General features: G+C 38.3%; 24 protein-coding genes. 23 read left to right on the forward strand and 1 reads right to left on the reverse strand.

Annotated features, from left to right (window positions below):
* Positions 1-888: 888 nt before the first annotated feature.
* From ADH99_RS07925 to ADH99_RS07985, 13 genes are all read left to right on the forward strand, one after another.
* Positions 889-1,533 carry a hypothetical protein gene (locus tag ADH99_RS07925; RefSeq protein WP_049555935.1) on the forward strand — a complete coding sequence of 215 codons (645 nt, stop codon included), beginning with the start codon at positions 889-891 and terminating at the stop codon, positions 1,531-1,533.
* Positions 1,534-1,549: 16 nt separating this feature from the next.
* Entirely contained in the window at positions 1,550-2,800 is a 1,251-nt protein-coding gene (locus tag ADH99_RS07930) for an alpha/beta hydrolase (protein WP_049554857.1), read from the forward strand.
* A gap of 6 nt (positions 2,801-2,806) precedes the next feature.
* A complete protein-coding gene (locus ADH99_RS07935) occupies positions 2,807-3,211 on the forward strand; it encodes a hypothetical protein (protein ID WP_049554856.1) in 405 nt (134 codons plus the stop codon).
* A 9-nt stretch (positions 3,212-3,220) separates the two neighbouring features.
* The gene (locus ADH99_RS07940) at positions 3,221-3,541 is read left to right on the forward strand and encodes a hypothetical protein (RefSeq protein ID WP_049554855.1); all 321 of its coding nucleotides are present in this window, start codon (positions 3,221-3,223) and stop codon (positions 3,539-3,541) included.
* Between the two features lie 199 nt (positions 3,542-3,740).
* A complete protein-coding gene (locus ADH99_RS07945; RefSeq protein ID WP_049554854.1) occupies positions 3,741-4,385 on the forward strand; it encodes a hypothetical protein in 645 nt (214 codons plus the stop codon).
* A gap of 129 nt (positions 4,386-4,514) precedes the next feature.
* Positions 4,515-5,183: a hypothetical protein gene (locus ADH99_RS07950; protein ID WP_152904696.1), complete on the forward strand. Its 669-nt coding sequence runs from the start codon at positions 4,515-4,517 to the stop codon at positions 5,181-5,183.
* 60 nt (positions 5,184-5,243) lie between these two features.
* Positions 5,244-5,927: a response regulator transcription factor gene (locus ADH99_RS07955; RefSeq protein WP_049554852.1), complete on the forward strand. Its 684-nt coding sequence runs from the start codon at positions 5,244-5,246 to the stop codon at positions 5,925-5,927.
* The gene (locus ADH99_RS07960; protein WP_049554851.1) at positions 5,924-6,922 is read left to right on the forward strand and encodes a sensor histidine kinase; all 999 of its coding nucleotides are present in this window, start codon (positions 5,924-5,926) and stop codon (positions 6,920-6,922) included. Before ADH99_RS07955 ends, ADH99_RS07960 begins: the two co-directional genes overlap by 4 nt.
* 129 nt (positions 6,923-7,051) lie before the next feature.
* The gene (gene rapZ / locus ADH99_RS07965; RefSeq protein ID WP_371327437.1) at positions 7,052-7,948 is read left to right on the forward strand and encodes an RNase adapter RapZ; all 897 of its coding nucleotides are present in this window, start codon (positions 7,052-7,054) and stop codon (positions 7,946-7,948) included.
* A complete protein-coding gene (locus ADH99_RS07970; protein WP_082160243.1) occupies positions 7,945-8,988 on the forward strand; it encodes a gluconeogenesis factor YvcK family protein in 1,044 nt (347 codons plus the stop codon). Before rapZ ends, ADH99_RS07970 begins: the two co-directional genes overlap by 4 nt.
* A gap of 68 nt (positions 8,989-9,056) precedes the next feature.
* On the forward strand, positions 9,057-10,004 hold the full coding sequence (gene whiA, locus ADH99_RS07975; RefSeq protein WP_343214158.1) for a DNA-binding protein WhiA: 948 nt from the start codon (positions 9,057-9,059) through the stop codon (positions 10,002-10,004).
* 49 nt (positions 10,005-10,053) lie between these two features.
* Positions 10,054-10,431, forward strand: a complete 378-nt coding sequence (locus ADH99_RS07980) for a single-stranded DNA-binding protein (protein ID WP_049554848.1) — start codon at positions 10,054-10,056, stop codon at positions 10,429-10,431.
* 53 nt (positions 10,432-10,484) lie between these two features.
* Positions 10,485-11,174: a DUF554 domain-containing protein gene (locus tag ADH99_RS07985; RefSeq protein WP_049554847.1), complete on the forward strand. Its 690-nt coding sequence runs from the start codon at positions 10,485-10,487 to the stop codon at positions 11,172-11,174.
* Between the two features lie 44 nt (positions 11,175-11,218).
* Here ADH99_RS07985 and ADH99_RS07990 read toward each other — a convergent pair whose 3' ends face one another.
* Positions 11,219-12,193 carry an L-lactate dehydrogenase gene (locus ADH99_RS07990; protein ID WP_049554846.1) on the reverse strand — a complete coding sequence of 325 codons (975 nt, stop codon included), beginning with the start codon at positions 12,191-12,193 and terminating at the stop codon, positions 11,219-11,221.
* Between the two features lie 200 nt (positions 12,194-12,393).
* Between ADH99_RS07990 and pth the strand changes: the two genes are divergently transcribed.
* The 10 genes from pth (at position 12,394) to ftsH (ending at position 24,651) form a co-directional block, all read left to right on the forward strand.
* Complete coding sequence (gene pth, locus ADH99_RS07995) at positions 12,394-12,954, forward strand: aminoacyl-tRNA hydrolase (RefSeq protein WP_049554845.1); 561 nt, start codon at positions 12,394-12,396, stop codon at positions 12,952-12,954.
* A 68-nt stretch (positions 12,955-13,022) separates the two neighbouring features.
* Positions 13,023-16,562 (forward strand): transcription-repair coupling factor, encoded by a 3,540-nt coding sequence (gene mfd, locus ADH99_RS08000; RefSeq protein WP_049554844.1) that lies wholly within the window; start codon positions 13,023-13,025, stop codon positions 16,560-16,562.
* Positions 16,546-18,165: a putative polysaccharide biosynthesis protein gene (locus ADH99_RS08005; protein WP_065427303.1), complete on the forward strand. Its 1,620-nt coding sequence runs from the start codon at positions 16,546-16,548 to the stop codon at positions 18,163-18,165. Before mfd ends, ADH99_RS08005 begins: the two co-directional genes overlap by 17 nt.
* A complete protein-coding gene (locus tag ADH99_RS08010; RefSeq protein ID WP_049554842.1) occupies positions 18,152-18,427 on the forward strand; it encodes an RNA-binding S4 domain-containing protein in 276 nt (91 codons plus the stop codon). Before ADH99_RS08005 ends, ADH99_RS08010 begins: the two co-directional genes overlap by 14 nt.
* A gap of 139 nt (positions 18,428-18,566) precedes the next feature.
* Positions 18,567-19,274: an MgtC/SapB family protein gene (locus ADH99_RS08015; RefSeq protein ID WP_082160242.1), complete on the forward strand. Its 708-nt coding sequence runs from the start codon at positions 18,567-18,569 to the stop codon at positions 19,272-19,274.
* Positions 19,275-19,471: 197 nt separating this feature from the next.
* Positions 19,472-19,915 carry an FtsB family cell division protein gene (locus tag ADH99_RS08020; protein ID WP_005606125.1) on the forward strand — a complete coding sequence of 148 codons (444 nt, stop codon included), beginning with the start codon at positions 19,472-19,474 and terminating at the stop codon, positions 19,913-19,915.
* A gap of 68 nt (positions 19,916-19,983) precedes the next feature.
* Positions 19,984-20,478 carry a S1 domain-containing RNA-binding protein gene (locus ADH99_RS08025; RefSeq protein ID WP_049554841.1) on the forward strand — a complete coding sequence of 165 codons (495 nt, stop codon included), beginning with the start codon at positions 19,984-19,986 and terminating at the stop codon, positions 20,476-20,478.
* 63 nt (positions 20,479-20,541) lie between these two features.
* The gene (gene tilS, locus ADH99_RS08030; protein WP_049554840.1) at positions 20,542-21,915 is read left to right on the forward strand and encodes a tRNA lysidine(34) synthetase TilS; all 1,374 of its coding nucleotides are present in this window, start codon (positions 20,542-20,544) and stop codon (positions 21,913-21,915) included.
* The gene (gene hpt / locus ADH99_RS08035; protein ID WP_049554839.1) at positions 21,902-22,444 is read left to right on the forward strand and encodes a hypoxanthine phosphoribosyltransferase; all 543 of its coding nucleotides are present in this window, start codon (positions 21,902-21,904) and stop codon (positions 22,442-22,444) included. The genes tilS and hpt overlap by 14 nt, the downstream gene beginning before the upstream one ends.
* Positions 22,445-22,545: 101 nt before the next feature.
* The gene (gene ftsH, locus ADH99_RS08040) at positions 22,546-24,651 is read left to right on the forward strand and encodes an ATP-dependent zinc metalloprotease FtsH (RefSeq protein WP_049554838.1); all 2,106 of its coding nucleotides are present in this window, start codon (positions 22,546-22,548) and stop codon (positions 24,649-24,651) included.
* The last annotated feature ends 27 nt before the right edge of the window (positions 24,652-24,678 follow it).

Raw genomic sequence — 24,678 nt, forward strand, 5'->3', positions numbered from 1 at the left:
TCTACGAAATGAATTTCTAGAGACTGTAATTCACATTGGTTATCATCCCCTATAATGCTTCTATAACCTCTGAGGAGTTTTTCGTTTTATCAGCGTTTAAGTTGTTGTTTCGCTTTGATGAAGTGAGTGCAAGTATTCCTTTATTCGAAATGAGAAGCGTTAGTCTTTATAGCTGTACCGGATTGAGCTAAGGTCTCAATCCTATCGAGCCTCAAACGGATGGTAGGAAATGAATTTCCAACCATCCGTAATTCGCATCGATTACTGATCGCTATAATGGCTACTATGTTATCCGAAAATGCGTAGCTTTTTTTCTTTGCCTCTTAACATTGTTGTGTTGCTTCGATAAAGTGAGTGCAAGTATTCCTTCATTCGAGATGGAAGCACAAGCTAATATGGATAAATCCTGTTGAGTCTATTGTCTCAAACCTACCAAGCTTCAACCTTAGGAAGAACATAATTGAATGTCTGCTGAAACTTTAACGCAGTAGACAAATGAATTTCTCTTCACTGAAAAGCAGTTCAAAGAATTCTATTTGTCCTTGCGGAGCTAAGACCACGAAGAAACTAGTTTCTTCTGTCTTACTCCCAATTCACATTTGTTATGATTCCCTATAATGCTTTCTATAACCACTGAGGATTTTTTCGTGTTATTAGCGCTTAAATTGTTGTGTTGCTTCAATCAAGTTAGAACAAATATTCCTTTATTCGAAAGAGGGGAAAGCTAGTAGCGAAGGAATTCTAATCTTGGATATTGAACGTTGTTGATGGTTGGAGAAAACAGGAGGTCAAATTTTGGAAATGGAAAAGTGTTTATGATGATATATTGTGTTTTTTGTGAAGTGTGATATGATTAAAGCAACAAACTCAACAAGAGAGGAGTTCTGTATGATAGTGAAAAGATTTATTAAATTTAGTTTTTTGGGGGTATTACTAATGATTCTTTTTGGATGTAATGAAAGAAATAGTAGAGCATACTTGGAGGACAGAATAGGGAATCAAATCAGTCGAGTGTATCCAACCAAAAACTTAGAAGATTTATTTGAGCAATTTCCTAATGGGTTTACGATTTATCAAGGATATCTATTAGCAGATAAGATTATTAAAATTGAACTAGATGGAAATGAAAAAGGAAAACCTATTGAAGGAACAATAAAACAAATCAATAGAAAAAGTGGAGCTGAGGAAAAGAAAATCGCCGTTTCGTATGATAAAGGAAAGTTTTCATACGACAATGAAGAAGAGGCGAGAAAACTTTGGCCGTTAGAAAAGTTTTTATTTCAAGAAATGACATTGAATAAAGAGATTTTATCGAAATTTAAACTAAAGAGTACTTACTACAACCGTAATAATGGTGGTTTTGATTTAGAATATGTTGTTAAGAATGAAGAAATAAATGAGTTCCTCAAACTGGAAAATCAACCGCAAGTTACATTAGGTTTCCATGGAAGCAATGCGAATAGAGGTTATTACTATACGCTTTCGGTCGATGTAGATAGTGATTTTACATTTGCTGAACGAATTAGCGAGTAATGCAGGGGGTAAGTATATGGGTAAAATTCAAGAAACTGGAAGTTTGATACCTTCTTTAGATGGGTCTAATCTTTCATATGAATTTGAAAAAGAAAGGATTACTAACCCAAATGAAAAAGATATTTCTGCTGTAATTATGAGAATAGACTACAGAAAGAAAGTTCCTGATAATTTAGAATATCTTGATGATTTTTATGATAAGGAAACAGGGACAAGTGGAACGGCTTTTCGTGACAAAAATACTGGAAAGGTTATTGTCTCTTATACTGGTACAAATTTAGAGAGTAACCCTGTTGAAGACCTGAAAATTGATATATTTGGAGTTTTCTTTGGAGGAGATTTTCATTATCCACCTGCATTTGAGTTTTATGAAAAATTAGCCCAAAAATATGGTGCGGATAATTTAATTCCTGTAGGTCATTCACTTGGCGGTCATTTTGCGATGCGTGTAGCTCTCAGATATAATTCTAAGATGGCTATAGTATATAATTCTGCTCCTCTATATTTTAAAACAATTTTCAATAAAGTTTTAAATATGGTTCAGCCTAAAGTTAAAGATAACATTAAACAAATCCAACAGGATAAAATGAACTATACTGGAAGAATTATTCGTATTGTTACAGAGGATGATTGGCTTACGAATAAAAGTGAAGAGAACAATGGAATTTTTGTAGGGGAAAAGTATACGCTACCGGTTTCTAGTGGGCACGGACTAGACCCCATTGTAGAGAGTGCGGAACAAGTTGCAAAGATACTTCGTATTATTAATGCTGAAGAATTAATAATGTCTGCGGTTGAAACTGTAAAGATAGAGATGATTAGACTCAAAAGTACTAAACGTTCTTTTGGAAATTCTGCTTCTTTTGTTCATGGAGGAGTAACAGGCTCGCAGTTAATATATCTAGATGCAGCACAAGCGCAAATTCTTTCTAAAGGCTTAAGTGGTGTGTCCGAAGCGTCACTTGAATTAGTAAAGCAAATTAGTGAAGATGCAGAATATAAGGCGCATCAGGTGTATGATTCTCTATCTACGTCTGGTTTTGTATTCAGTTTAACTCCAGATGAATTATTATCTGCCTATGCCGAAGCTGGGGTACATTATGACTCAATAGTCGGAGAAGTGTCACGTCGTTGCAATGAAAAGCAAAGTGAAGCTCAAAAAATTACGAATCGATTTAATCAATTAAGAGCCAATCTTGATACGAGCATTCAAGAATTGATTAATAAAGATAAGGATTTAGAAGCAATGTTTACATTAAAAGGATAAGGACTTATGAACATTAGGGATGATTTAATCAAAAAATTAAAAGAATCGCATTTGCTCTTTGATGAAAAGAAAGAGGAGTATAATAACGAAAAAAAAAGAATGGAGAAGAAAATTGATGAATTATCTAATTTTGAGAGATTAATCTCTAGACAATTAGAAGAAAGGTACGATAGAGTGCTTTATGATTTAAAAGAAAACAGCATAAATAGTGATGAAGAAATAAATATGCTGAGGAGAATATTTAATTCTTATTATGAAGCCAATAAGTCACAATTTTTGATAAAAAAACAAGATATCGATAATAAGATAGAAACTTTACGAGTGGAATATAATAAATCTGTTAAAGAACAAGAGATGCAAATTGATGAATTGGAAGGTAAACTCCGCAAGTTAAATGAAAAGAGTGATTAGAGGGAAAAAATGATGGATAGAATTGTTGATGAGGCATGGAATGTAATTAGCCAAGTTTATAATCAATTTGTTGAGGGGATTCAGAACCCGAGTTTGATTATTAAGTCGTTTGACAGACAACTAGTGCGTAATATATATGCTCCAAAAAGACTAAAGGAAAGAGATAGTATCCTTTCAAAGTATGATAATAAAATTTCTCAAATTGGAGATTATGCTGCCCAAGAGATTAATAAGATTAACGCGGAAATCGATGAAGAAATTAAAGGGCAATTTTCAAAGGCTATTACTCAATCCATTGAGCACGAAAGCGAGAAATGGTTAAAATTATAGAGCGTCAATAAAATGATAATTGAAGTGTAAGAAAGGAATTAAGCGACTTTGCTTAATTCTTTTTCTTTACAATTTAAAGCTTTGTTATAGATAGGAATAGTATTTGTGAAATTGGAAATGAGATTTTGATAAGGGTGTATCGCTTCGTTTGTAAAGTATGATATGATTAAAAGAAATGGTCATGTAGAGAGGGTCGATTATGAAAGGGAAAAAGCTGTTTTATATTGCACTATTTTTTTCGTTAATTGTAATTCTGTATGGATGTAACGGGAGAAATAGTAGAGGCTATTTGGAAGACCGAATTGGAACTCAGATTAGTCGTGTTTATCCTACGAAAAACTTAGAAGATCTATTTGAGCAGTTTCCTAACGGTTTTACGATTTATCAATCTTATCAGCTGGAAGATAGGTTCATTGACATACAATTAGATGGTGTTGAGAAGGGGAAGTCTATAGAAGGAACGATAAAAGTCATTAATATTGATAGTGGAGCTGAGGAAAAGAAAATTGCAGTTACGTATGATAAAGGAAAGTATTCATACGACGATGAAGAAGAGGCAAGAAAACTTTGGCCGCAGGAAAAGTTTTTATTCCAGGAAATGACATTGAATAAAGAGATCTTATCGAAATTTAAATTAAAGGATACTTACTACAACCGTAATAGTGGTGGTTTTGACTTAGAATATACCGTTAAAAATGAACAAATAAACGAGTTTCTCGAATTGGAAAATCAACCTCAAGTTATATTAGGATTTCATGGAAGTAACGCCAATAGATATTATTACTACACGCTGTCAGTTGAGCTAGACAGAAATTTTAAATTTAGAGAACGAATTGAAGAGTAAGAAGGGAATTAAGCAACTTTGCTTAATTCTTTTTTTGTTGTAAAGTTTAGGATTTTATTAGGGAATGCGGTGATAGGGATTTGATATGGTATGATGAAGGCACTGAAATTGCAAAGTGAGGTTTTTGTTTTGAACTCAAAGAAATGTTTGTGGGTTGGCTTAATAGCAATTTTTATGACGATGTTATTCGGATGTATGGATCACACGAGTCGTGGGTATCTTGAAGAGCTCTCTGGGAAAGAGTTGAGCAGGGTTTATCCAACAGAAAATATTGAAGATTTATTCGAGCAGTTTCCGAATGGATTTACTGTGAGTCAGTCGCGTGTCGTAGGGGACTCAACGGTATTTGTTTATCTTAAGGCGAAGGAAAAAGGAAAACCTTTTGTCGGTACGATGAAGCAAATCAATTCTAAAACTAAGGAAGAGGAAATCAGTCAGACGTTCCAATATGTGGATGGCAAGTTTGTTTTTGAAAATGAGGAAGAAGCTAAAAAACTTTGGCCTCAAGGGAAGTTCTTATTTCAGGAATTGCAATTGAATCAAGAGATGTTACGAAAGGCAAAATTGCATTCGAATCATTATACGAATAGGGAAGAAAGTCCTACAGGAGATAACTCATTTTATCTAGAATATAATATTCAGCTTCCAGTGGTTAATCGAATTTTGGGGATAGACGAATCGCAACCGATAGATTTTTCTATTTTCGGGCACGATGAGTCCAAAGGTTTTTTATATGAAATTGGAGTGCACCAAGATAATATAACGACTTTATGGGAAATGATACGAGAAATTAGGTAAGAGAAATTCGATGGTTTTCTGAGAATTAGAAAGATGTTACAATAAAAGCGAGGTGAGTATATGCAAACAATTATGATTGTAGAAGATGAAAAAGTCATTCGTGATGCGGTGGTATCCGAGTTAGAAAAATGGAATTATGAAGTTGTCGCTGTAGAAGACTTTTCTCAGGTATATACTCAATTTTTATCCGTGAATCCGCAGTTGGTTATTCTCGATATTACATTGCCATTTTTTAATGGTTATTATTGGTGCCAAGAGATTCGTAAAGTGTCTCAAGTGCCCATCATGTTTTTATCCTCTCACGATCAACCGATGGACATTGTGATGTCGATTAATATGGGTGCAGATGACTATATGACAAAACCTTTTGAACCCAGTGTTCTTGTAGCAAAGATTCAAGGAATGATGCGTAGAAGTTATGAATTTGTACAGCAGAAAGACTGGATAGAGTATAAAGGTGCAACCCTTCAATTAGCAAGCACAAAAGTAAGTTTTAATGGAGAGGAAATGGATCTTTCGAAGAATGAATTAATTGTCCTAAGAGTCTTATTTGAAAAACAAGGGGATATCGCAACTAGAGAAGAGTTGATGAATCAACTGTGGAATAGTGATTTGTTTGTAGATGACAATACTCTCTCAGTGACAGTGGCGAGACTTCGTAAAAAGCTAGCTGAAATTGGTCTAGGGAATCTCATCACGACTAAAAAAGGAATTGGGTATGGAATGGCGGAAGAAATTCAATGATGACAAAAAAGGATTTTAGTATTCAATGGCTCAAGTCACACCATACTTTAATGATTTCATTTGGATGTATCGAAGTGTTTTCGATGGTATTTGCATTGGTGTTTAACTGGGGAAGTACAGGAGCTTTTTACTATTTATTTTTATTAGGATTGTTCCTATGCTTTATTTTGTTTATTTTGCTCTGGCATGACTGGAGAAAATATAAAAGCATGGTGAAAGCTTTGAATCAGCAAACCAGAGCCTTGGAAGAAGACTGTTCTCCTGTGATCCATCTTCTCTTTGAAAAGAATCAAGATTTAACGCAAGAGATGCAGCAGTTGAAGACAAAAATGCAACAAAGTAGAAAAGAAGATATAGATTATTACACGCTATGGGCGCATCAGATTAAAACGAGTATTGCTTCCAGTCAACTCTTAATTCGGAACCTTCCTCAAACTACGGAAAAGTCCATGTTGGAACAAGAGTTGGTGCGAATTACAACTTATACGGAATTGGCATTGCACTATGTACGGATGGAAACTTTCCATAGAGATTTGGATTTACAAAAGGTGAAACTGGATGACATACTCCATCCTGTCATCAAAAAATACGCTACATTCTTCATTCATAAGAAGTTGAAATTACAATATATCCCTATTGATGAAGTGGTCGTAACGGATAAGAAATGGCTTGGGGTTATTATGGAGCAAGTATTGTCCAATGCGGTTAAGTATACTCCGGATGGGGGAAGGATCGAGATTACTTTCGTTAAGGATATACTAACTATTAAAGATACTGGAATTGGAATCGCTTCTCATGATCAAGCTCGAATTTTCGAAAGAGGATTTAGTGGATTCAATGGAAGAGTAAATCATCAATCGACTGGGCTAGGGCTCTATTTGTCTAGTGAAATTGCAAAGAAATTAGGAGTCACTTTAAGTGTGGATTCTACTGTTGGAGAAGGAACCGCGATTCATATTCAGATTCCTAAAGAAGGCTTCCAAGTAAAAGATTAAAGAAGGGACGAGTTCCCTTCTTTTTATTTTGTTTTCTTTGTGCAATAGAAAATTTCATAAACATTAACGATGACACGCCCGGATATGTTATAATTAAAAAGGTTATTATATCTGAGAAAAGATAGGAGAATGACAATGACAGTAGATCAATTAGAATTAGTCGTCATTACAGGAATGAGCGGTGCAGGTAAAACCGTTGCTATGCAAAGTTTTGAAGATATGGGATATTTCTGTGTCGATAATATGCCGCCAAGTTTATTACCAAAATTCTGGGAATTAGTGAAAGAATCAGGAAAAATTACAAAGATTGCGCTCGTAATCGATTTACGTTCTCGTGCGTTCTTTGATGAAATCATGTCTGCAATCGGTGGACTAGATAATACTTCCTTTATTACCACAAAAATTTTATTTTTAGAAGCGAGTGATGATGCATTAGTCTCTCGTTATAAAGAAACTAGAAGAACTCACCCATTAGCTGGGGAAGGTCGTATTTATGATGGAATTATTGCGGAGCGTCGCTTACTACAAGATATTAAGACTCGCTCGCAAAAAGTCATTGATACAACGAATTTATCTCCTCGTCAGTTACGTGAAGAAATCATGCAAGCTTTCTCTAATGGACAAGAGGGCGTATTTACGATTCAAGTGATGTCCTTTGGATTTAAATATGGATTACCAATTGATGCGGATGTGGTGATGGATGTTCGTTTCTTACCAAACCCACACTATATTCCCGAGTTACGTCCTTTGACTGGATTAGATGAACCGGTTTATGACTATGTAATGAGTCAGCCAGAAGCGAAGACGTTCTATCATAAATTGATGGACTTACTGGACTTCTCAATTCCGGGTTACAAGAAAGAAGGAAAATCAAGCGTAACAATTGCGATTGGATGTACAGGTGGACAACACCGTTCGGTAGCTTTTGCTGAACGAATTGGCCGTGAATTATTATCCGACTCTTATAATGTGAAAATTTCTCATCGTGACAAAGATCGTCGTAAAGAAGGGAATGGACGCTCATGATGTTTGAGGTAACACCAAACCCTCCGAGGAAGAAAAAGGGTCCAAAAATTACCGTAATTGGAGGAGGAACGGGATTGCCTGTTCTCCTTAGAAACCTCCGAAAGCGTGATGCAGAAGTCACTGCAATCGTAACAGTTGCCGATGATGGTGGAAGTTCAGGAGTCATCAGGGACTACATGAACGTTGTCCCACCAGGAGATATTCGAAATTGTATGATTGCTCTTTCGCCAATGAATCCCTTACAAAAAGAAATCTTCCAATACCGTTTCAATTCTGATGATCAATTCTTTGCAGGGCATGCAATTGGGAACTTGATTATTGCGGCATTAACGGAAATGCGTGGAAATAACATTTTTGATGCCATTCGTTTATTGTCTCGAATGATGGCGGTCGAAGGACATGTTTATCCTGCGGCAGAAGAACCTTTATTACTTCGTGCGGAGTTTAAAGATGGCACGATTGTAGATGGGGAATCTAAATTAGTGAAATTACGCAAAGAAATTAAAAAAGTTTCGGTTCACTGTTATGATGAAAATCGCCAGTTAGACGAACACCGAACTCCAGAGGCGGCCAGAGAAGTGATTAATGCTATTATGGAAGCCGATATGGTCGTGTTAGGACCTGGAAGTTTATACACGAGTATTTTACCTAACCTCATGATTAGTGATATTGGTGAAGCAGTCTGCGAAACGAATGCAGAAGTAGTGTATATTTGTAACATCATGACCCAATTAGGGGAGACCGAGCAATTTACGGATGCCGATCATGTTCGAGTGTTACATGAACATTTAGGAACGAATTTTATTGATACGGTTCTAGTGAACACAGAGGAAGTTCCGGAAGAATATTTAAGCCAACAAAAGAATGAAGAATATCTTTATCAGGTAAAATATGACTTCCAAGGATTAAGAGACCAAGGATGTCGTGTTATTTCATCAGACTTTATTCGTCTTCGTGAAAATGGGGTATACCATGACGGAGAAAAAGTAATTGATGAATTATTCCGTCTCTTACAAAGTGCAAAAACTGAAAATAATTAAGGAGAAGGAGCCAAGGCTTGTCTTTTGGCTCCTTCGCTATGACAAAAAGAGAAAGGAGGAACAACCGAGTGTCCTTATTATCTTTTGCTGCAGAAACAAAACAAGAGTTAACACAGCTAGAAGTGCAATATGATTATTCCAAATACGAATTAGCAGCGCTTATTCGAATGAATGGTGCGGTTGGGATTTTAAATCGACAATTAATCTTAAATATTCAGACGGAAAATGCAGCCATTGCTAGACGTATTTATATTTTATTGAAGAAGTATTATCAAGTTGAGAGTGAACTCTTGGTTCGACGCAAAATGAAACTAAAGAAAAATAATGTTTATATTGTACGTCTGAAACATGGAACGGAAGAAATTTTAGAAGATTTGAATATCAAATCGAGCGGATTATTCAATATGCGTGTTCCAGAAAACATTAGAGATGATGAAGAAAAAATGCGTGCTTATCTTCGAGGCGCTTTTCTAGCAGGAGGCTCTATTAATGATCCAAAGACGAGCCGTTATCATCTAGAAATCTACTCTATTTATGAAGAACACAATGATGATATTTGCCAGATGATGAATGCTTTTGGATTGAATGCTAGAACGATTGAGCGTCGAAAAGGATATATCACTTATTTAAAAGAAGCAGAGAAAATTGCGGACTTTTTAGCGGTGATTCATGCATCAAACGCGATGCTTCATTTTGAAGATATTCGTATTATTCGAGATATGAGAAATACGGCCAACCGCCTAGTGAATTGCGAAAATGCAAATATCAATAAGGTAGTCAATGCCGCAACTCGTCAAATTGAAGAGATTCAATATATCGAAGATACGTTAGGGTTAGATTCCTTGCCTGATAAATTATCCGAAATTGCAAAAATCCGATTAGAAAATCCAGAAATCAGTTTGAAAGAATTAGGGGAGATGCTTCCTTCTGGGCCAATCTCAAAATCAGGAGTGAATCATAGACTTCGAAAAATCTCGGAATTTGCTCAAAACCTAAAAGAAGAAAAATCCAATTAAAACGAAGGAACGTAGCTTACTATAGAAAAAACTATAGGAGGTAGGTTCCATGAACTTAGTATCTTTAATTGGTCGTGTTGTCAAAGAGGTAGAAGTACAACAGCTTCAACCTTCAGGAAAGAGTGTGTTTAATAATACAATTGCGGTGCAAAATGTATATCGAAACAATGATGATTCTTATCATTCACACTTCATTCAAGTAGTCGCATGGGGCAAAATTGCAGAACGGATCGGCAAGTTTGTCAAAAAAGGGGACCGGATTGGTGTGGAAGGAAGACTGAATACGCGTCGCTATACGAACAAGAATCATCAAGAAGTCTACGTTACAGAAGTCGTTATTGAACAAGTTTATTTTTTAGAAAGAAAGCACGAAACAGAGGAGATAGAGTCTCCGTTTGAAGATCCACAAAGTCTTTTTGTGGAATAGCGTTAAGGAGAAAAATTCCTTCGCGTAATAGAATAGAATGAAGGAGTTTTTCAGTGATTATTTTAATAAATGGAGTAGCTATTGCAGTAGGGGCAATTGTGGGAGTATTTCTCAGAAATATTATCGCAGATCGTTTTTCCCAACATATTATGCAAGGTTTAGCTCTTTGTGTATTTTTAGTAGGAATTAAAGGAGCCATTCAAATTCCTAGTAGTATGATTATGATTTTATCGCTCGTTTGTGGAGCGCTCGTAGGTGAAGGCGTTCAAATGGAGGAACGGGTTCGCAAATTTGCGGATTGGCTTCAAGAGAAGACTTCAAAAGGAAAAGAGACAAATGTCAATTTAGGAGAAGGATTTGTCGCTGCGGTGATGATTTTCTGTGTAGGAGCCTTGGCTACAATGGGGTCGATTCAACTAGGTTTGACTGGAGAGCCGAGTTTGCTTCAGACTAAATCCATTTTAGATGGGATTACTTCGATATTTCTTGCTGCAACTGAAGGGATTGGCGTTGGCCTATCATCTGTAGCTGTTATTGCATATGAGTTAATTCTAGTAGGATTATCGCAATTCGTAGCACCTTATTTAAGTGAGACAGTCACAGTTTCTATGTCAGCAGTGGGGTCTTTACTGTTAGTGGGTTTAGCAATGAATCTTTTAGGGATTACAAAGATAAAAGTCCTTAATTTCTTGCCCGCTATTTTCATGCCTATTATAATCGTGCCCATTTTAACGATGTTTTAATGAAAAAAACTGAGTCGATTTTATCGACTCAGTTTTCTTTTTGATTAGTTATTTTCTGCTTCTAGTTTTTCAAAAGCATCGTTTAGGATGGATTTCAATGTTCTTGCAGATAAGTTCATTTTCTCTTGTTCAGAATCTGCTAGAGGGATTTCGATGATTTGACGAATCCCTTCACGACCGATAACGGCTGGAGCTCCGATATAAATATCATCTTGTCCATATTGACCTTCAAGATATACGGATAATGGGAAAATCGCTTGTTCATTATTTAAGATGGCTTTTGTAATACGTGCTAGAGTAGCACCGATACCGTAGTAAGTCGCACCTTTTTTAGCGATAATTTCGTAAGCTGCATCACGCACTTGGAAGAATACTTCGACTAATTTTTCTTCATCTACATGTGGATTTTGACGAACCCATTCATAGATTTGTAAACCACCGACGTTTGTATGAGACCAAACTGGGAATTCAGTATCCCCGTGTTCACCCATGATATATCCGTGAACATTACGAGCGTCAACACCCACTAATTCAGCGATTGTTTGACGGAAACGAGCACTATCTAAAGAAGTACCAGAACCGATAACGCGTTCTTTTGGAAGGCCAGAGAATTTCCAAGTTGCATAAGTTAAGATATCCACAGGGTTTGAAGCCATTAGGAAGATTCCATCAAATCCACTAGCCATAATAGAATCTACAATGTTTTTCAAAATTTTTAAGTTTTTAGAGACTAAATCCAAGCGAGTTTCACCTGGTTTTTGAGCTGCTCCAGCAGTAATACATACAATATCTGCATCGTGGCAGTCTTCGTATGTCGCTGCGTAAATCTTTTTAGGGGCATTGAAAGCTAAGGCATGTGATAAGTCTAACGCATCGCCTTCTGTTTTTTCGAAATTGATATCAATGATTCCAAGTTCTTCCGCAATCCCCTGTAATACAAGAGCGTAAGCGTAACTAGAACCAACGGCACCGTCACCGACTAAAATTACTTTATTACCATGTTTTTGAGATTTTTCCATGTTCATACCTCCTAAAAAATTAGTAATGGAATATCTATAAATAAGTATAGCACGATTTCCTGAAAATTGATTTTCATAAGGCCTTTATTATGACAAATAATACATAAAAAACACAATTTCGTGAAAAAGTGAATTAATAACGGGAAGTTGTGGGGGTATGGTATAATAGCAAAATAGAAGAAAAAAGAATAGGTGAAAGTATGAAATTAGTCGTTGGTCTAGGGAATCCTGGAGCAAAGTATAAAGGGACCAGACATAATGTCGGATTCATGACAATGGACGAAGTGGCCTATCAAGAAAAGTTTGATTTTGATAAAGCACTTTTCGATGCAGTATTTGCACAGGTGCAAATGGGCGGAGAAAAAGTCATCTTCATGAAGCCGTTGACGTTTATGAATTTATCAGGGGAAGCGATTCGACCATTGATGAATTATTTTAAAATAGGAATTGAAGATCTTTTAGTCGTGTATGATGATATGGATTTACCAGTCGGGAAAATTCGCCTTCGTCAAAAAGGTAGCGCTGGTGGCCATAATGGGATGAAGAGTATTATTTCCTGCCTCGGGACAAGTGAGTTTAACAGAATTAAGGTTGGGGTAGGTCGTCCTAAAGAGGGACGTACTGTTGTAGGACATGTGCTCAATCGTTTTGAAAAAGAGGAAGAAGAGGACATTATTTTTGCAGTGCAAAAGAGTGTCGATGCGATTCGTTCGTGGATTGATACGGATGATTTTGTTAAAACCATGAATCAATTTAATTAAAATATAGAAGAAGAGATGCTGCGAAGTTTTTCGCGGTCTCTTTTTGTCGTTAGAAAAAGGAGAAAGTTATGCAATTATTGCACCAAACGATCAGTAAACTGAAAGGATTTAAAGAGTGGTTTGATACCCTTAGTCTCCATGAGAGTCAACTTGTGCTAGGGCTTAGTGGATCGGTGAAGCACTTGGCCGAGTCGTGCGCATTTGAAAAATTAGATAAGCAATTAGTGATTGTGACGCCAACGCTCTTACAAGCTACACAGACTTATGAAGAATTGTCGGAGTGGTATGATGAGGATATTGTTCATCTCTTTCCAGTAGAGGAGTCACTTGCCGCAGATTTCTCAGTGGTGTCGCCAGATGTGGTGAGCCAACGCATTCGCACGCTTGATTTTCTAAGCCGTGGACAAAAAGGAATTGTCATTGTGCCACTGTCTGGTATTCAAAAGCTCTTAGTTCCAGTGGATGTCTGGAAAAAGAGTTCTATTGAACTTGCGATGGGGTCTGAAATCGAATCGATGGATGCCTTTGTAGAGCAATTAGTGGAATTAGGATATCGTCGTGAAAATATGGTCGCGACTCCTGGTGAATTTGCGCTTCGTGGAAGTATCGTCGATATTTATCCACTCGATCAAGAGTACCCACTACGTCTTGATTTCTTTGACACAGAAGTGGATTCGATTCGTGCGTTTAACGCGGAGACACAACGCTCGATGGATGTGATTGAAGAAGTGCGCATCTTACCCGCCACAGACTTACCACTCCAAAAGGAAGCCGTCTGGAAGGCGCAAGCGAAAATTCACACGCTCTATGAAAAGGACGTGAAGGCTTCCCAAAGCCCAGAGCGCAGGGATCAAGTGTCGAGTATTCAACAAGCCATCGATGCACAATTAGAAAATGGAGAAATCCCTTCAAACTTAACGTACTTCTTGGAATGTATTTATCCAGAAAAGACTAGTTTATTAGATTATGTTTCTAAAGATGCGTACCTCATTATTGATGACTATGCTCGTTTTATCGAGAAGAGTAAGTCGTTAGAAGAAGAGGCCGGCTATTGGAAGACGCACCATATCGAAACAGGTGCGATTGCGTCTGGATTGTCTCTTGTTCAAGATGGACGAAAAGTATTAAAGGAGAGTCCTCTTAAGAGAACGTATTTAGCCATTTTCCAAAAAGGGCTTGGAAGACTCGCGCTCGATGCGATTCATCCGATTACGACACGTACCATGACACAGTTCTTCTCGCAAATGCCGATGGTTAAAGTCGAAGCAGACCGCTGGAAGAAACAAGGTGCGACAGTCATCATTTTAGTTGATGATGCCAAACGTGCACAAAAAGTAGAACAAACCTTTGCGGATTTTGAAATCAAGAGTGTGATTTCAAACGGGACTGTACTGGAAGGGCAACTTCAAATCATGGTCGGCAAGATGCACAATGGGTTTGAACTACCAGAAGATAAATTTGCTATCTTAACGGAACGCGAATTATTTAATAAATTGACGAAACGTGCTCCGAGAAATCAAAAAATCTCGAACGCGGAACGTTTGAAGAGCTACACCGAACTAGCCGTTGGAGACTACGTGGTTCATGTGAATCACGGGGTCGGTGTGTACCAAGGAATGGAGACGCTAGAAATAGGCGGTATCCACCAAGACTACATGTCGATTCACTATCAAGATGGCGGGAATTTATTTGTTCCAGTTTCTCAAATTAAGCTCGTTCAAAAATACGTATCGTCCGATGCCAAAGTACCAAAACTCAATAAATTAGGCGGTACGGAATGGGCGAAGACGAAACGTAAAGTGACGGCTAAGATTGAAGATATCGCCGATGAACTCATCGAATTATACGCTAAACGCGACGCCGAAAAAGGTTATGCGTTTAGCCGCGATACAGTCGAGCAACAAGAATTCGAACAAGCCTTCCCATACACGGAGACGCAAGATCAACTTAGAAGTGTGGCAGAAATTAAGGAAGATATGCAAAAGGACAAACCGATGGACCGTCTACTTGTCGGCGACGTTGGATACGGGAAGACGGAAGTAGCCATGCGTGCGGTCTTCAAGGCGGTCATGGATGGAAAACAAGCGGCTGTCTTAGTACCAACCACAATTCTTGCCGAGCAACATTACGAGAATTTTGTACAACGCTTCTCGGATTATCCATTTACCATCGGATTATTAAGTCGTTTCCGTAGTAAAAAAGAACAAGAAGAAACGATTGAAAAACTTCGAAAAGGATCAGTGGATATCGTGATTGGGACTCATCGTCTTCTTTCAAAAGACGTGCAGTTTCTCGACTTAGGGCTCCTCATTGTCGACGAAGAACAACGCTTTGGAGTGAAGCATAAGGAACGTTTGAAACAATTAAAATCGCAAGTGGACGTATTGACGCTAACAGCAACGCCAATTCCACGCACACTCCATATGTCTATGCTTGGGGTGCGTGATTTATCCGTCATCGAAACGCCACCAGCAAACCGATATCCAGTCCAAACTTTTGTGATGGAACAAAACCCAATGACGATTCGAGACGGAATCGAACGCGAGATGGCTCGTGGCGGACAAGTCTTCTATTTATACAATCGTGTCGAAACGATTGAGAAGAAGGCGGACGAACTTAGAGCGCTCGTCCCAGGATGTCGTGTTGGTGTGATTCATGGTCAAATGAGTGAGACGACGCTAGAAAATATTCTCTTCCAATTTATTGAAGGAGAATACGATGTGTTAGTGACGACCACGATTATTGAAACCGGGGTCGATATTCCAAACGTAAACACGCTTTTTATTGAAAATGCAGACTATATGGGACTTTCGCAGTTGTATCAATTACGCGGTCGTGTCGGTCGTACAAATCGTATTGCCTATGCGTACCTTATGTATCAACCAGATAAAGTCTTAACCGAAGTCAGCGAGAAGCGTCTTCAAGCAATGCGCGACTTTACAGAACTTGGCTCTGGGTTCAAGATTGCCATGCGTGACTTATCGATTCGTGGAGCAGGGAATTTACTTGGGAAACAACAACATGGATTTATCGATTCGGTCGGATTCGACTTATATTCTCAATTATTAAGCGAAGCCGTGTTGAAGAAACAAGGAAAAGAAGTGAAGTCTGACGAAGAAACCGTCGAAATCGACTTACAGATTGATGCGTATATTCCGTCTAGCTACATTCAAGACGAACGTCAAAAGATCGAGATGTATAAACGTATTCGCTCGATTGACAGCGTGGAAGCTTATGAAGAGTTGCTCGATGACTTTATCGACCGCTTCGGCGACTTCCCAGATGAAGTGAGCGCATTAGCAGAAGTTGGATTGATTAAGCATTATGCTAACGAGATTGACGTCGTGTCGATTAAACGTAAAGACAATTCGGTGACGATTACGATTGACACGCCTTCTGCCACTCGCCTGCAAGGAGTGCCTGTCTTTGAGGCACTTGGTCCTGTGAAATTACCGGCGCAAGTGGCCAACAAGGGCGAAAGTCTTCAGATTTTATTAAATATCACGCAAAAACCTGTTGACTTATGGCTTGAGCAAGTTAAACTGTTTGTAAAAACATGCGGGGAAATTTTAGCCCGCGATGAGGAAAAACATGAAGAAGATAAATAGTAAAGGGATGATGCAAGGGGCGATTGCGCTCTCGATTGCTGCGTTTATCGCTAAGATTTTAAGCGCGGTGTACCGAGTTCCTTTCCAAAACATGGTCGGAAACACTGGTTTTTATGTATACCAGCAGGTGTATCCTATCTATGGAATCGGCATGACCTTTGCATTGACGGGATTCCCGGTATTCGTGTCCAATGTGGTCGCGGAATACTTGGAGTCGACACATTTAAAGAAATTATTGAAGCAGCTATTCGTGATTGCTAGCCTCATAGGAGTGGGGATTTTTGCCTTCCTTTATGTAGGTGCGGGAATGATTGCTCATTGGATGGGAGATGTTGAGCTCTTACCAGTCGTTCAAAGCGTCTCTTGGATGTTTCTTTTGATGCCGTTCCTAGTCATCACCAGAGGGTATTTCCAAGGGAGCTTTCGGATGATGCCGACCGCCATCTCGCAAGTGGTGGAACAGGTTGTTCGTGTTGCGGTAATTCTGTTCGTGGCGAGTCTATTTGGTAGCGCCATTTCAGACTATTACACGATGGGGACATGGGCGATGTCGAGTGCGACGATTGCGGCAGTCTTTGCGATTCTTGTGATGCTGTATTATGCATATCTAGAAACGAAAGATCCGCTTGACGGTTTGACGATTTCACCTGTAGAAATGGAAGTTCCAACTTTTGGGCATCTCTTTAAACGCTTTGCCTTTGAAGGAGGAACCATCTGCCTACTTAGTTCGATTTTAGTCTTGTTCCAATTGGTGGATTCGTTCTCTGTGTATAATGTGTTAACAGACAAAGGAATTCTTCCAGAAGTGGCAAAAGACCTTAAAGGGATTTACGACCGTGGTCAGCCGCTCGTGCAATTAGGAATGGTGGTCGGAGTTGGATTTTCATCCAGCTATATGCCGATGTTATCGCGCGCCTTTAAAAAAGGTCATGACTTAGAATTTAAGAGACTATCCGCGTCGCTTCTTCGAATGACGATGACGTTCTCGGTAGTCGCAACGATGGGGATGATCGCGATCTTGCCATGGTTAAATACCGCACTCTTTGGAGATGCGAATGGACAGGCAGTACTGCTTGTTTATATCACAAGTATTTTCTTTGCATCTGTCATTATGTCGCTGCACGGCATTTTCCAAAGTCAACATCAATATCCAAAAACGCTCCTGGCACTGACAGCAGGGCTCGTAGTGAAGGCGAGTACGAATTATTTATTCGTAGCGATGTTTGGAACGCTTGGGGCGAGCCTGGCGACAGCTTTGGGCCTTTGCGTGATGATGGGTGTCATGATGGCTTTTGCAAAAGACATTATGACAAGTGTCTTACGTGACGGGAACTTTATGCAGCTACTTGCAGGCATCGCGCTTGGCATGACAGTCATTGTTTCGGTATTATCATACGGAGCATGGCATTTTGCAGGGTTGCAAGATTCAAGAACGATGGCCTTTGTCTTTTCAATCGTCTTTTCCTTTATAGGAGTTGTGATTTTCCTGGCAGGTACGATGAAATGGAATTTATTCACCAAACGTGAATGGGTACTGATTCCAAAAGGAAAGACTTTATTACGTAAATTTAGTAGAAAAGAGGAGAACGATGAGACTCGATAAGTTTTTAAAAGTATCCCGATTAATCAAACGCCGAACTGTGGCTAAAGAAGTTGCTGACAAGGGACGTGTGTTTATTAATGATAAAGTGGCGAAATCTTCAACAGACGTCAAAGTCGGAGATAAAATCGCGATTCAATTCGGGAACAAACATGTCTTAGTACAAGTCGAAGCGTTGATGGATTCAACGAGAAAAGAAGACGCTAAGGAAATGTTTACGATTTTAGAAGAAAAGTTCATTAAAGAAGAAAACACAGATTTATAAAATGAATCTAAAACTAGGTTCTCTCGTTTGAGGGAGCCTAGTTTTTTGTTCGAAAAATGTATGCGTTTTCTGTTGACTTCTATTGCAGAAAGGGGTATGATATGTAGTACTTTTTAAAATGATTAAAGGAGGAATAACCGTGGATTTACATGCCATTAATATATTGCAACCATTCAATGGATGGATGGAATTGCGTCATTTTTTGGCTATTTTAATATCATGCGCATGTGGACTAGCAATTGGTTATGAGCGTACCTCCAGAAATAAACAAGCGGGTGTAAAAACACACATGATTGTGGCGTTGACTTCTTGTTTAATGATGATTATTTCTAAAGAAGCTTTTTTGGATACACCACACTTTGATACGGCACGTGTAGCTGCGCAAGTGGTCAGCGGAATCAGCTTTATCGGCGGGGGAATCATTTTCATGCGTGATAAACGCGTAAGTGGTCTAACTACTGCCTCTGGAATCTGGGCGACTTCAGGAATTGGGCTTGCAATCGGTGGAGGATTTTGGTTCTTTGGAGCTGTATGTTCAGCAGTTATCGTCATCGTACAAAAACTTGCTTATGAACCTTTATTACAAAGAAAAAGCCGTCAAGTAAATATTTATTGTGAAATTCCAAACCCAACGATTGTACAGTCTATTTATAATTACTGTCATTTTGGGGATTATCAATCTATCCAAGTCGAAGCTAGAGAATTAGACGACGAAAAATATGAGCTGGTAATTCGTATCCAAAATGATGAAGAGATTGTCATTGAAAACTTAAAAAATTACATTCGTGAAACGGAAAATCAAGTCGTAATTAAGCGTGTTAAATTACGGACTGAAGATGTAAATTAAATTTTTTGATACCGCAGAGAGCTTCTCCGCGGTATTTATTTTTAAAGAAATCGTTTTAAAAAATTTTAGAAGGAAAGGCCATCCTTAAAAAATAGGGAGAATCATAAAAAAATAAAAAAATTCTTAGTGTAATCATAGACGATAAGGCTCATTCTTGTTATACTCATTGTGTATAAGTTAAAAAGGAGACAATTAAGGTGAAGCAACAAAATCAATCGACAAATTCGAATATCGTTTCTATCAACCAAAAAAGAAAACAAAAAACTTCTTCGCCAGTTTGGAAAAGCCATTCACTAGTGACCAAGCTGATTGTGATTGCATTAATTGCCATATCCGGAGTGATGATTGTCGGAATTGGGAATCAATTACAACAAGCGAATCAGTTAGATCAAAAGATTGAAAAGGCAAAAGCTGAAAAAGAATTCGCTGAAAAACAAAAAGAATCTTTAACGCAGCAAGTTGAACTTCTTCAAAGCGATGAATACATTGCGAAGTTAGCGCGTAGTGAATACTATTTAAGCAAAAATGGTGAAATTATTTTTAGTACGCCTAACGACACTGCTGAAAATAAAGCGCAACAAGTCAAAGAAGAAGTGGAACAAGGGGAAACTGTTGTTAAAGTAACCACACAAAACCGATAAGGCAATGAACCCTTTTTATACGTGAGCGTGTATAAAAAGGACAAAAATGAAGGAGGAACGCTTTTTATATGTCAATCGAAGTAGGAAACGTAATCCCAGGGAAAGTTACTGGAATTACAAATTTTGGAGTTTTTGTCGATTTAGGAGATCGTAAGACAGGTCTTGTTCACATCAGTGAGGTTTCAGATTCGTATATCCAAGATATCAAAGAAGTTTTGAAAGTTGGAGACGAAGTTAAAGTGAAAGTCATGACAATTGCTGACGATGGCAAAATTAGTTTATCGATTCGTCGTGCCGTTGATAAACCAAAGGAAGATACTGAAGACAAATCTAAAAACAAAAAAACTTTCACACCACGTAATCAAGATTCACAAGATTTCAAGAAAAATCGCTTTGCTGGGAAATCAGCTTCTCCATATGAAAAGAAATCTCCTTCGCAATCAAAAGCAACTGATTTTGATTCATTAATGAGTTCCTTCTTGAAAGACTCTGAAGATCGTTTAACTTCATTGAAACGTAACACTGAAGGGAAACGTGGAGGCCGTGGCGGTCGCCGTTCATAATGACTATTCTAATCTCTTCTAGTGCATGCTAGGGGAGATTTTTTTGACAGAAAGGAGAGACCTATGCAACATCAACTAGCTAGCTTTTTTAGAAAAAGAGTACCTGAGTATACTCATCAAAAATATGTTCTCGCTGTATCTGGTGGAGTCGATTCGATGGTCTTATTGAATGCTATGGCTCTCTTGTTTGAAGACGATGCGAAAAACCATATTGTAGTTGCGCATGTCAATTATGGACTTCGAGCACAATCGATGGATGAAGAACAATTAGTCCGTCGCTTTTGTAAATCGCGTCAAATTCCATTTGAAATAAAAAATTGGAAGGAAACGAAGGAAGAAAAAGCTTCAGAAAGTGTCTTAAGAAATTTTCGTTATGAATTTTTTGAGGAAGTATTAAAGAAACATCAAGCCCATTATTTAGTATTAGCACATCACCAAGATGATCAACTCGAAACCATTTTAATGAAGTGGTCTAGAGGCAGTACATTGGAAGGATTGTCTGGGATGAAGGAAATTCGTCAGGTGAAAGGGATGACGATTTTACGCCCGTTCTTATCACTGGATAAAAAAGAGTTATACAAAGAAGCCCGAACACATCAAGTTCCTTATTTAGAAGACGAATCGAATGAGTCGGATAATTATACAAGAAATAGATATCGTCATCATGTGGTTCCTTTCCTAAAGGAGGAAAATCCAAATGCCGGAAGTCACTTCCAAAAGAGTGCACAGATGATTGCGGATGCCGTGGCCTGCTTAATGCCAATTTTAGAGGAAAAACAGGAGCTGTTATTCCAAAAAGGAAAGAAAAAAGTTGCATTCCACCGCGAAGCATTCCTGAAAGAACCTGTAGAGATGCAACGATTACTCTTACAACAAGTACTCATCCAAATGGATACAACGATTTCAGTTGCCCAGATGGAACAAATCTTAGAAAAAATAGGTTCGAAGAAAGCGCAGCTCACTCTAGATTTGTCAAATGGATGGAAGTTTAAGAAGCGTTATGAAGAATGTTCATTTGAAAAAGGAAGAACGAGAGTTGTTCCGAATATTGAGTACATACTCTCCAAGCCAGAGGATACATTAATTCGACCAAATGAAGATGAGCAAATTTTGCTCACAACAGGAAAGACGTCTTCAGAATTTGCTTTTCCAGTGAATAAAGAGGATTTTCCACTAACCATTCGTCATGCAAAAGCCGGAGATAAAATTGCACTGAATGCGGAAGGAACGAAACATCAAAAAATTTCCAGATGGTTTATCAATTCGAAGATTCCTCTTGAAGAACGAAAACAAATTTGGGTTGTGGAGGATGCAGGAAAAAAAATTCGTGCAATTTTAGGTTATCGCTATGCTCATCCGTTGTCCTTTGAGGAGGAAACTGGTAAAATGATTTTATCTTACGAAAACAAAACGAGGTGCACACATGTTAAAAGATGATATGTCAGAAATTTTAGTATCAGAAGAACAATTACAAGAAACAATCAAGAAATTAGGTGCTACGTTAGCGGAAGATTACCGTGGGAAAGATCCGTTAGTCATTTGTATTCTTAAGGGTGCTATTTTCTTTATGGCAGATTTAGTTCGTGCGATGGACTGTAACTTAGAAATTGATTTCATGGATGTATCTAGTTATGGAAATGAATTTGAGTCAAGTGGTGAGGTTCGTATTTTAAAAGACCTAAGTCAAAGCGTTAAAGATCGCCATGTGATTATCGTAGAAGATATTATCGATACTGGACGTACTTTAAAACACGTAGTTGAATTATTAAAACACCGTCAAGCGGCAAGTGTAAAAGTAGTGACTTTATTAGATAAACCAGAACGTCGTGAAGAAGCCATCGAAGCAGATTATGTTGGAATTGAAGTTCCAAATAAATTTGTTGTAGGTTATGGATTGGACTTCAAACAATTTTATCGTAATCTCCCTTGCATCGGCGTATTGAAACCAGAATTCTACGAAAATTAAGAATGAGTTAAACTATTCGTCAATAAAAGTCAAATATGTTATGATGGAGCGGTAGTTAAGAATACTATCGTTCTTCTTTTTTAAGAAGATGAGGAGGTCCAATGAATACAAATAATAATCGATCAATTTTTAGATCAAGTTTACTATATATACTTATTTTCGGAGCGATTGTCATTTTTGTAGGAATGTTCAATGGTAATTCGAAAGGCACTGTAGCAGATATTTCTTATACAGAATTTATGCAAAGTTTGAAAAAAGGCGAAATTAAAGAATTAAAAATGCAATATTCAAACTCTGTTTATACGATTACTGGGGAATATACAGATCCTAAGGAACAAACTACAGAGGAAGCTAAAAATCAAAATGGATTATCGATTTTTGATAATCGCTCTACAAAGAGTACACAATTCAAAACAACAGTATTGCCAAATGACTCTACTGTAAAAGAAATTAATGAAGCCGCTCAAGCAAAAAATACAAAAGTTGAATCTTTACCAGAAAGTTCTACAGGAGTATGGATTGCGGCTCTTATCCAAGTGGTTATTCCACTGGGGATTTTAGGATTCTTGCTTTATAGCATGTTTATGAGTCAAGGTGGCCAAGGTGGACGTAACAATCCGATGAACTTTGGTAAGAGCCGTGCAACCAATCAGAAGAAACAAAACGTAAAAGTACGGTTCTCTGATGTAGCCGGTGCTGAAGAAGAAAAACAAGAGCTTGTGGAAGTAGTGGAATTCTTAAAAGACCCACGTAAATTTACAGCGCTTGGTGCTCGTATTCCTGCCGGGGTACTTCTTGAGGGCCCTCCAGGAACAGGGAAAACCCTTCTTGCAAAAGCCGTTGCCGGTGAAGCAAACGTACCTTTCTTCTCGATTTCAGGTTCTGAATTCGTAGAAATGTTCGTAGGGGTTGGGGCAAGCCGTGTGCGTGATTTATTCGAAAACGCGAAGAAAAATGCTCCAGCAATTATCTTTATCGATGAAATCGATGCCGTTGGTCGTCAACGTGGTGCCGGAATGGGTGGCGGACACGACGAACGTGAACAAACATTAAACCAATTACTAGTTGAAATGGACGGGTTCGAAGGAACAGAGGGAATCATCGTGATTGCCGCAACAAACCGTTCAGACGTATTAGACCCAGCCTTACTTCGTCCAGGACGTTTTGACCGTCAAATCTTAGTAGGTCGTCCAGATGTGAAAGGCCGTGAAGCGATTCTGAAAGTACATGCACGCAATAAGAAACTTGCAAAAGACGTGGACTTAAAAGTAATTGCGCAACAAACTCCAGGATTCTCTGGTGCTGAACTTGAAAACTTATTAAACGAAGCAGCTTTAGTAGCCGCTCGTCGTGATAAAACAGCCATTGACGCATTAGACGTGGATGAAGCACATGATCGTGTAATTGCTGGTCCAGCGAAGAAAGATCGTGCTATCAGTAAGAAAGAACGCGAAATGGTGGCTTACCACGAGGCAGGTCATACAATTGTTGGTATGGTCTTAAGCGATGCACGTGTGGTTCATAAAGTAACGATTGTCCCTCGTGGACGCGCTGGCGGGTATGCGATTATGCTTCCAAAAGAAGATCGTTTCTTAATGACAAAAGAAGAATTATTCGAACAAGTAGTTGGACTTCTTGGTGGTCGTGCTGCTGAAGAATTTATCTTTGGCGTGAAGACTACAGGAGCAAGTAACGACTTTGAACAAGCAACAGCTATCGTTCGTAGCATGATTACAGAGTACGGAATGGTGGACGAATTAGGAACGGTTCAATACGAAGGAAATCATCAAGTATTTATCGGACGTGACTATGGTCAAACAAAAGCTTACTCAGATCAAGTGGCCTTTGAAATCGACAATGCAGTACGTCGTATTATGAAAGAAGCTCATGAAAAAGCTCTTCAAATTCTTGAAGAACATAAAGAACAATTAGAATTAATTGCTCAAAAACTTCTAGAATTAGAAACATTAGATGAACGTACCATCAAATCACTTTTTGAAACAGGTGAAATGCCAGCTACAATCGTGGAAGATGAATATCCAAGCGAATCAGAAGCGGCAAGTTTTGAAGAAACAAAAAAAGCCTTAGCAAAACGTGATGCAGAACAAGCAGAAGGTAAAGAGATTCCTGAAGAGGACGAGGAAGTGGAAGTTGCAGATGTAACTGAAGCTCCAAGCGAACTTGAGGATGAAAACAAAGAAGAATAATAGAAAGAAAAAGAGAGCTGAGGCTGT

Origin of the sequence: Granulicatella sp. 572.rep1_STHE, assembly GCF_001073445.1 — a bacterium.
Lineage (GTDB): Bacteria > Bacillota > Bacilli > Lactobacillales > Aerococcaceae > Granulicatella > Granulicatella adiacens.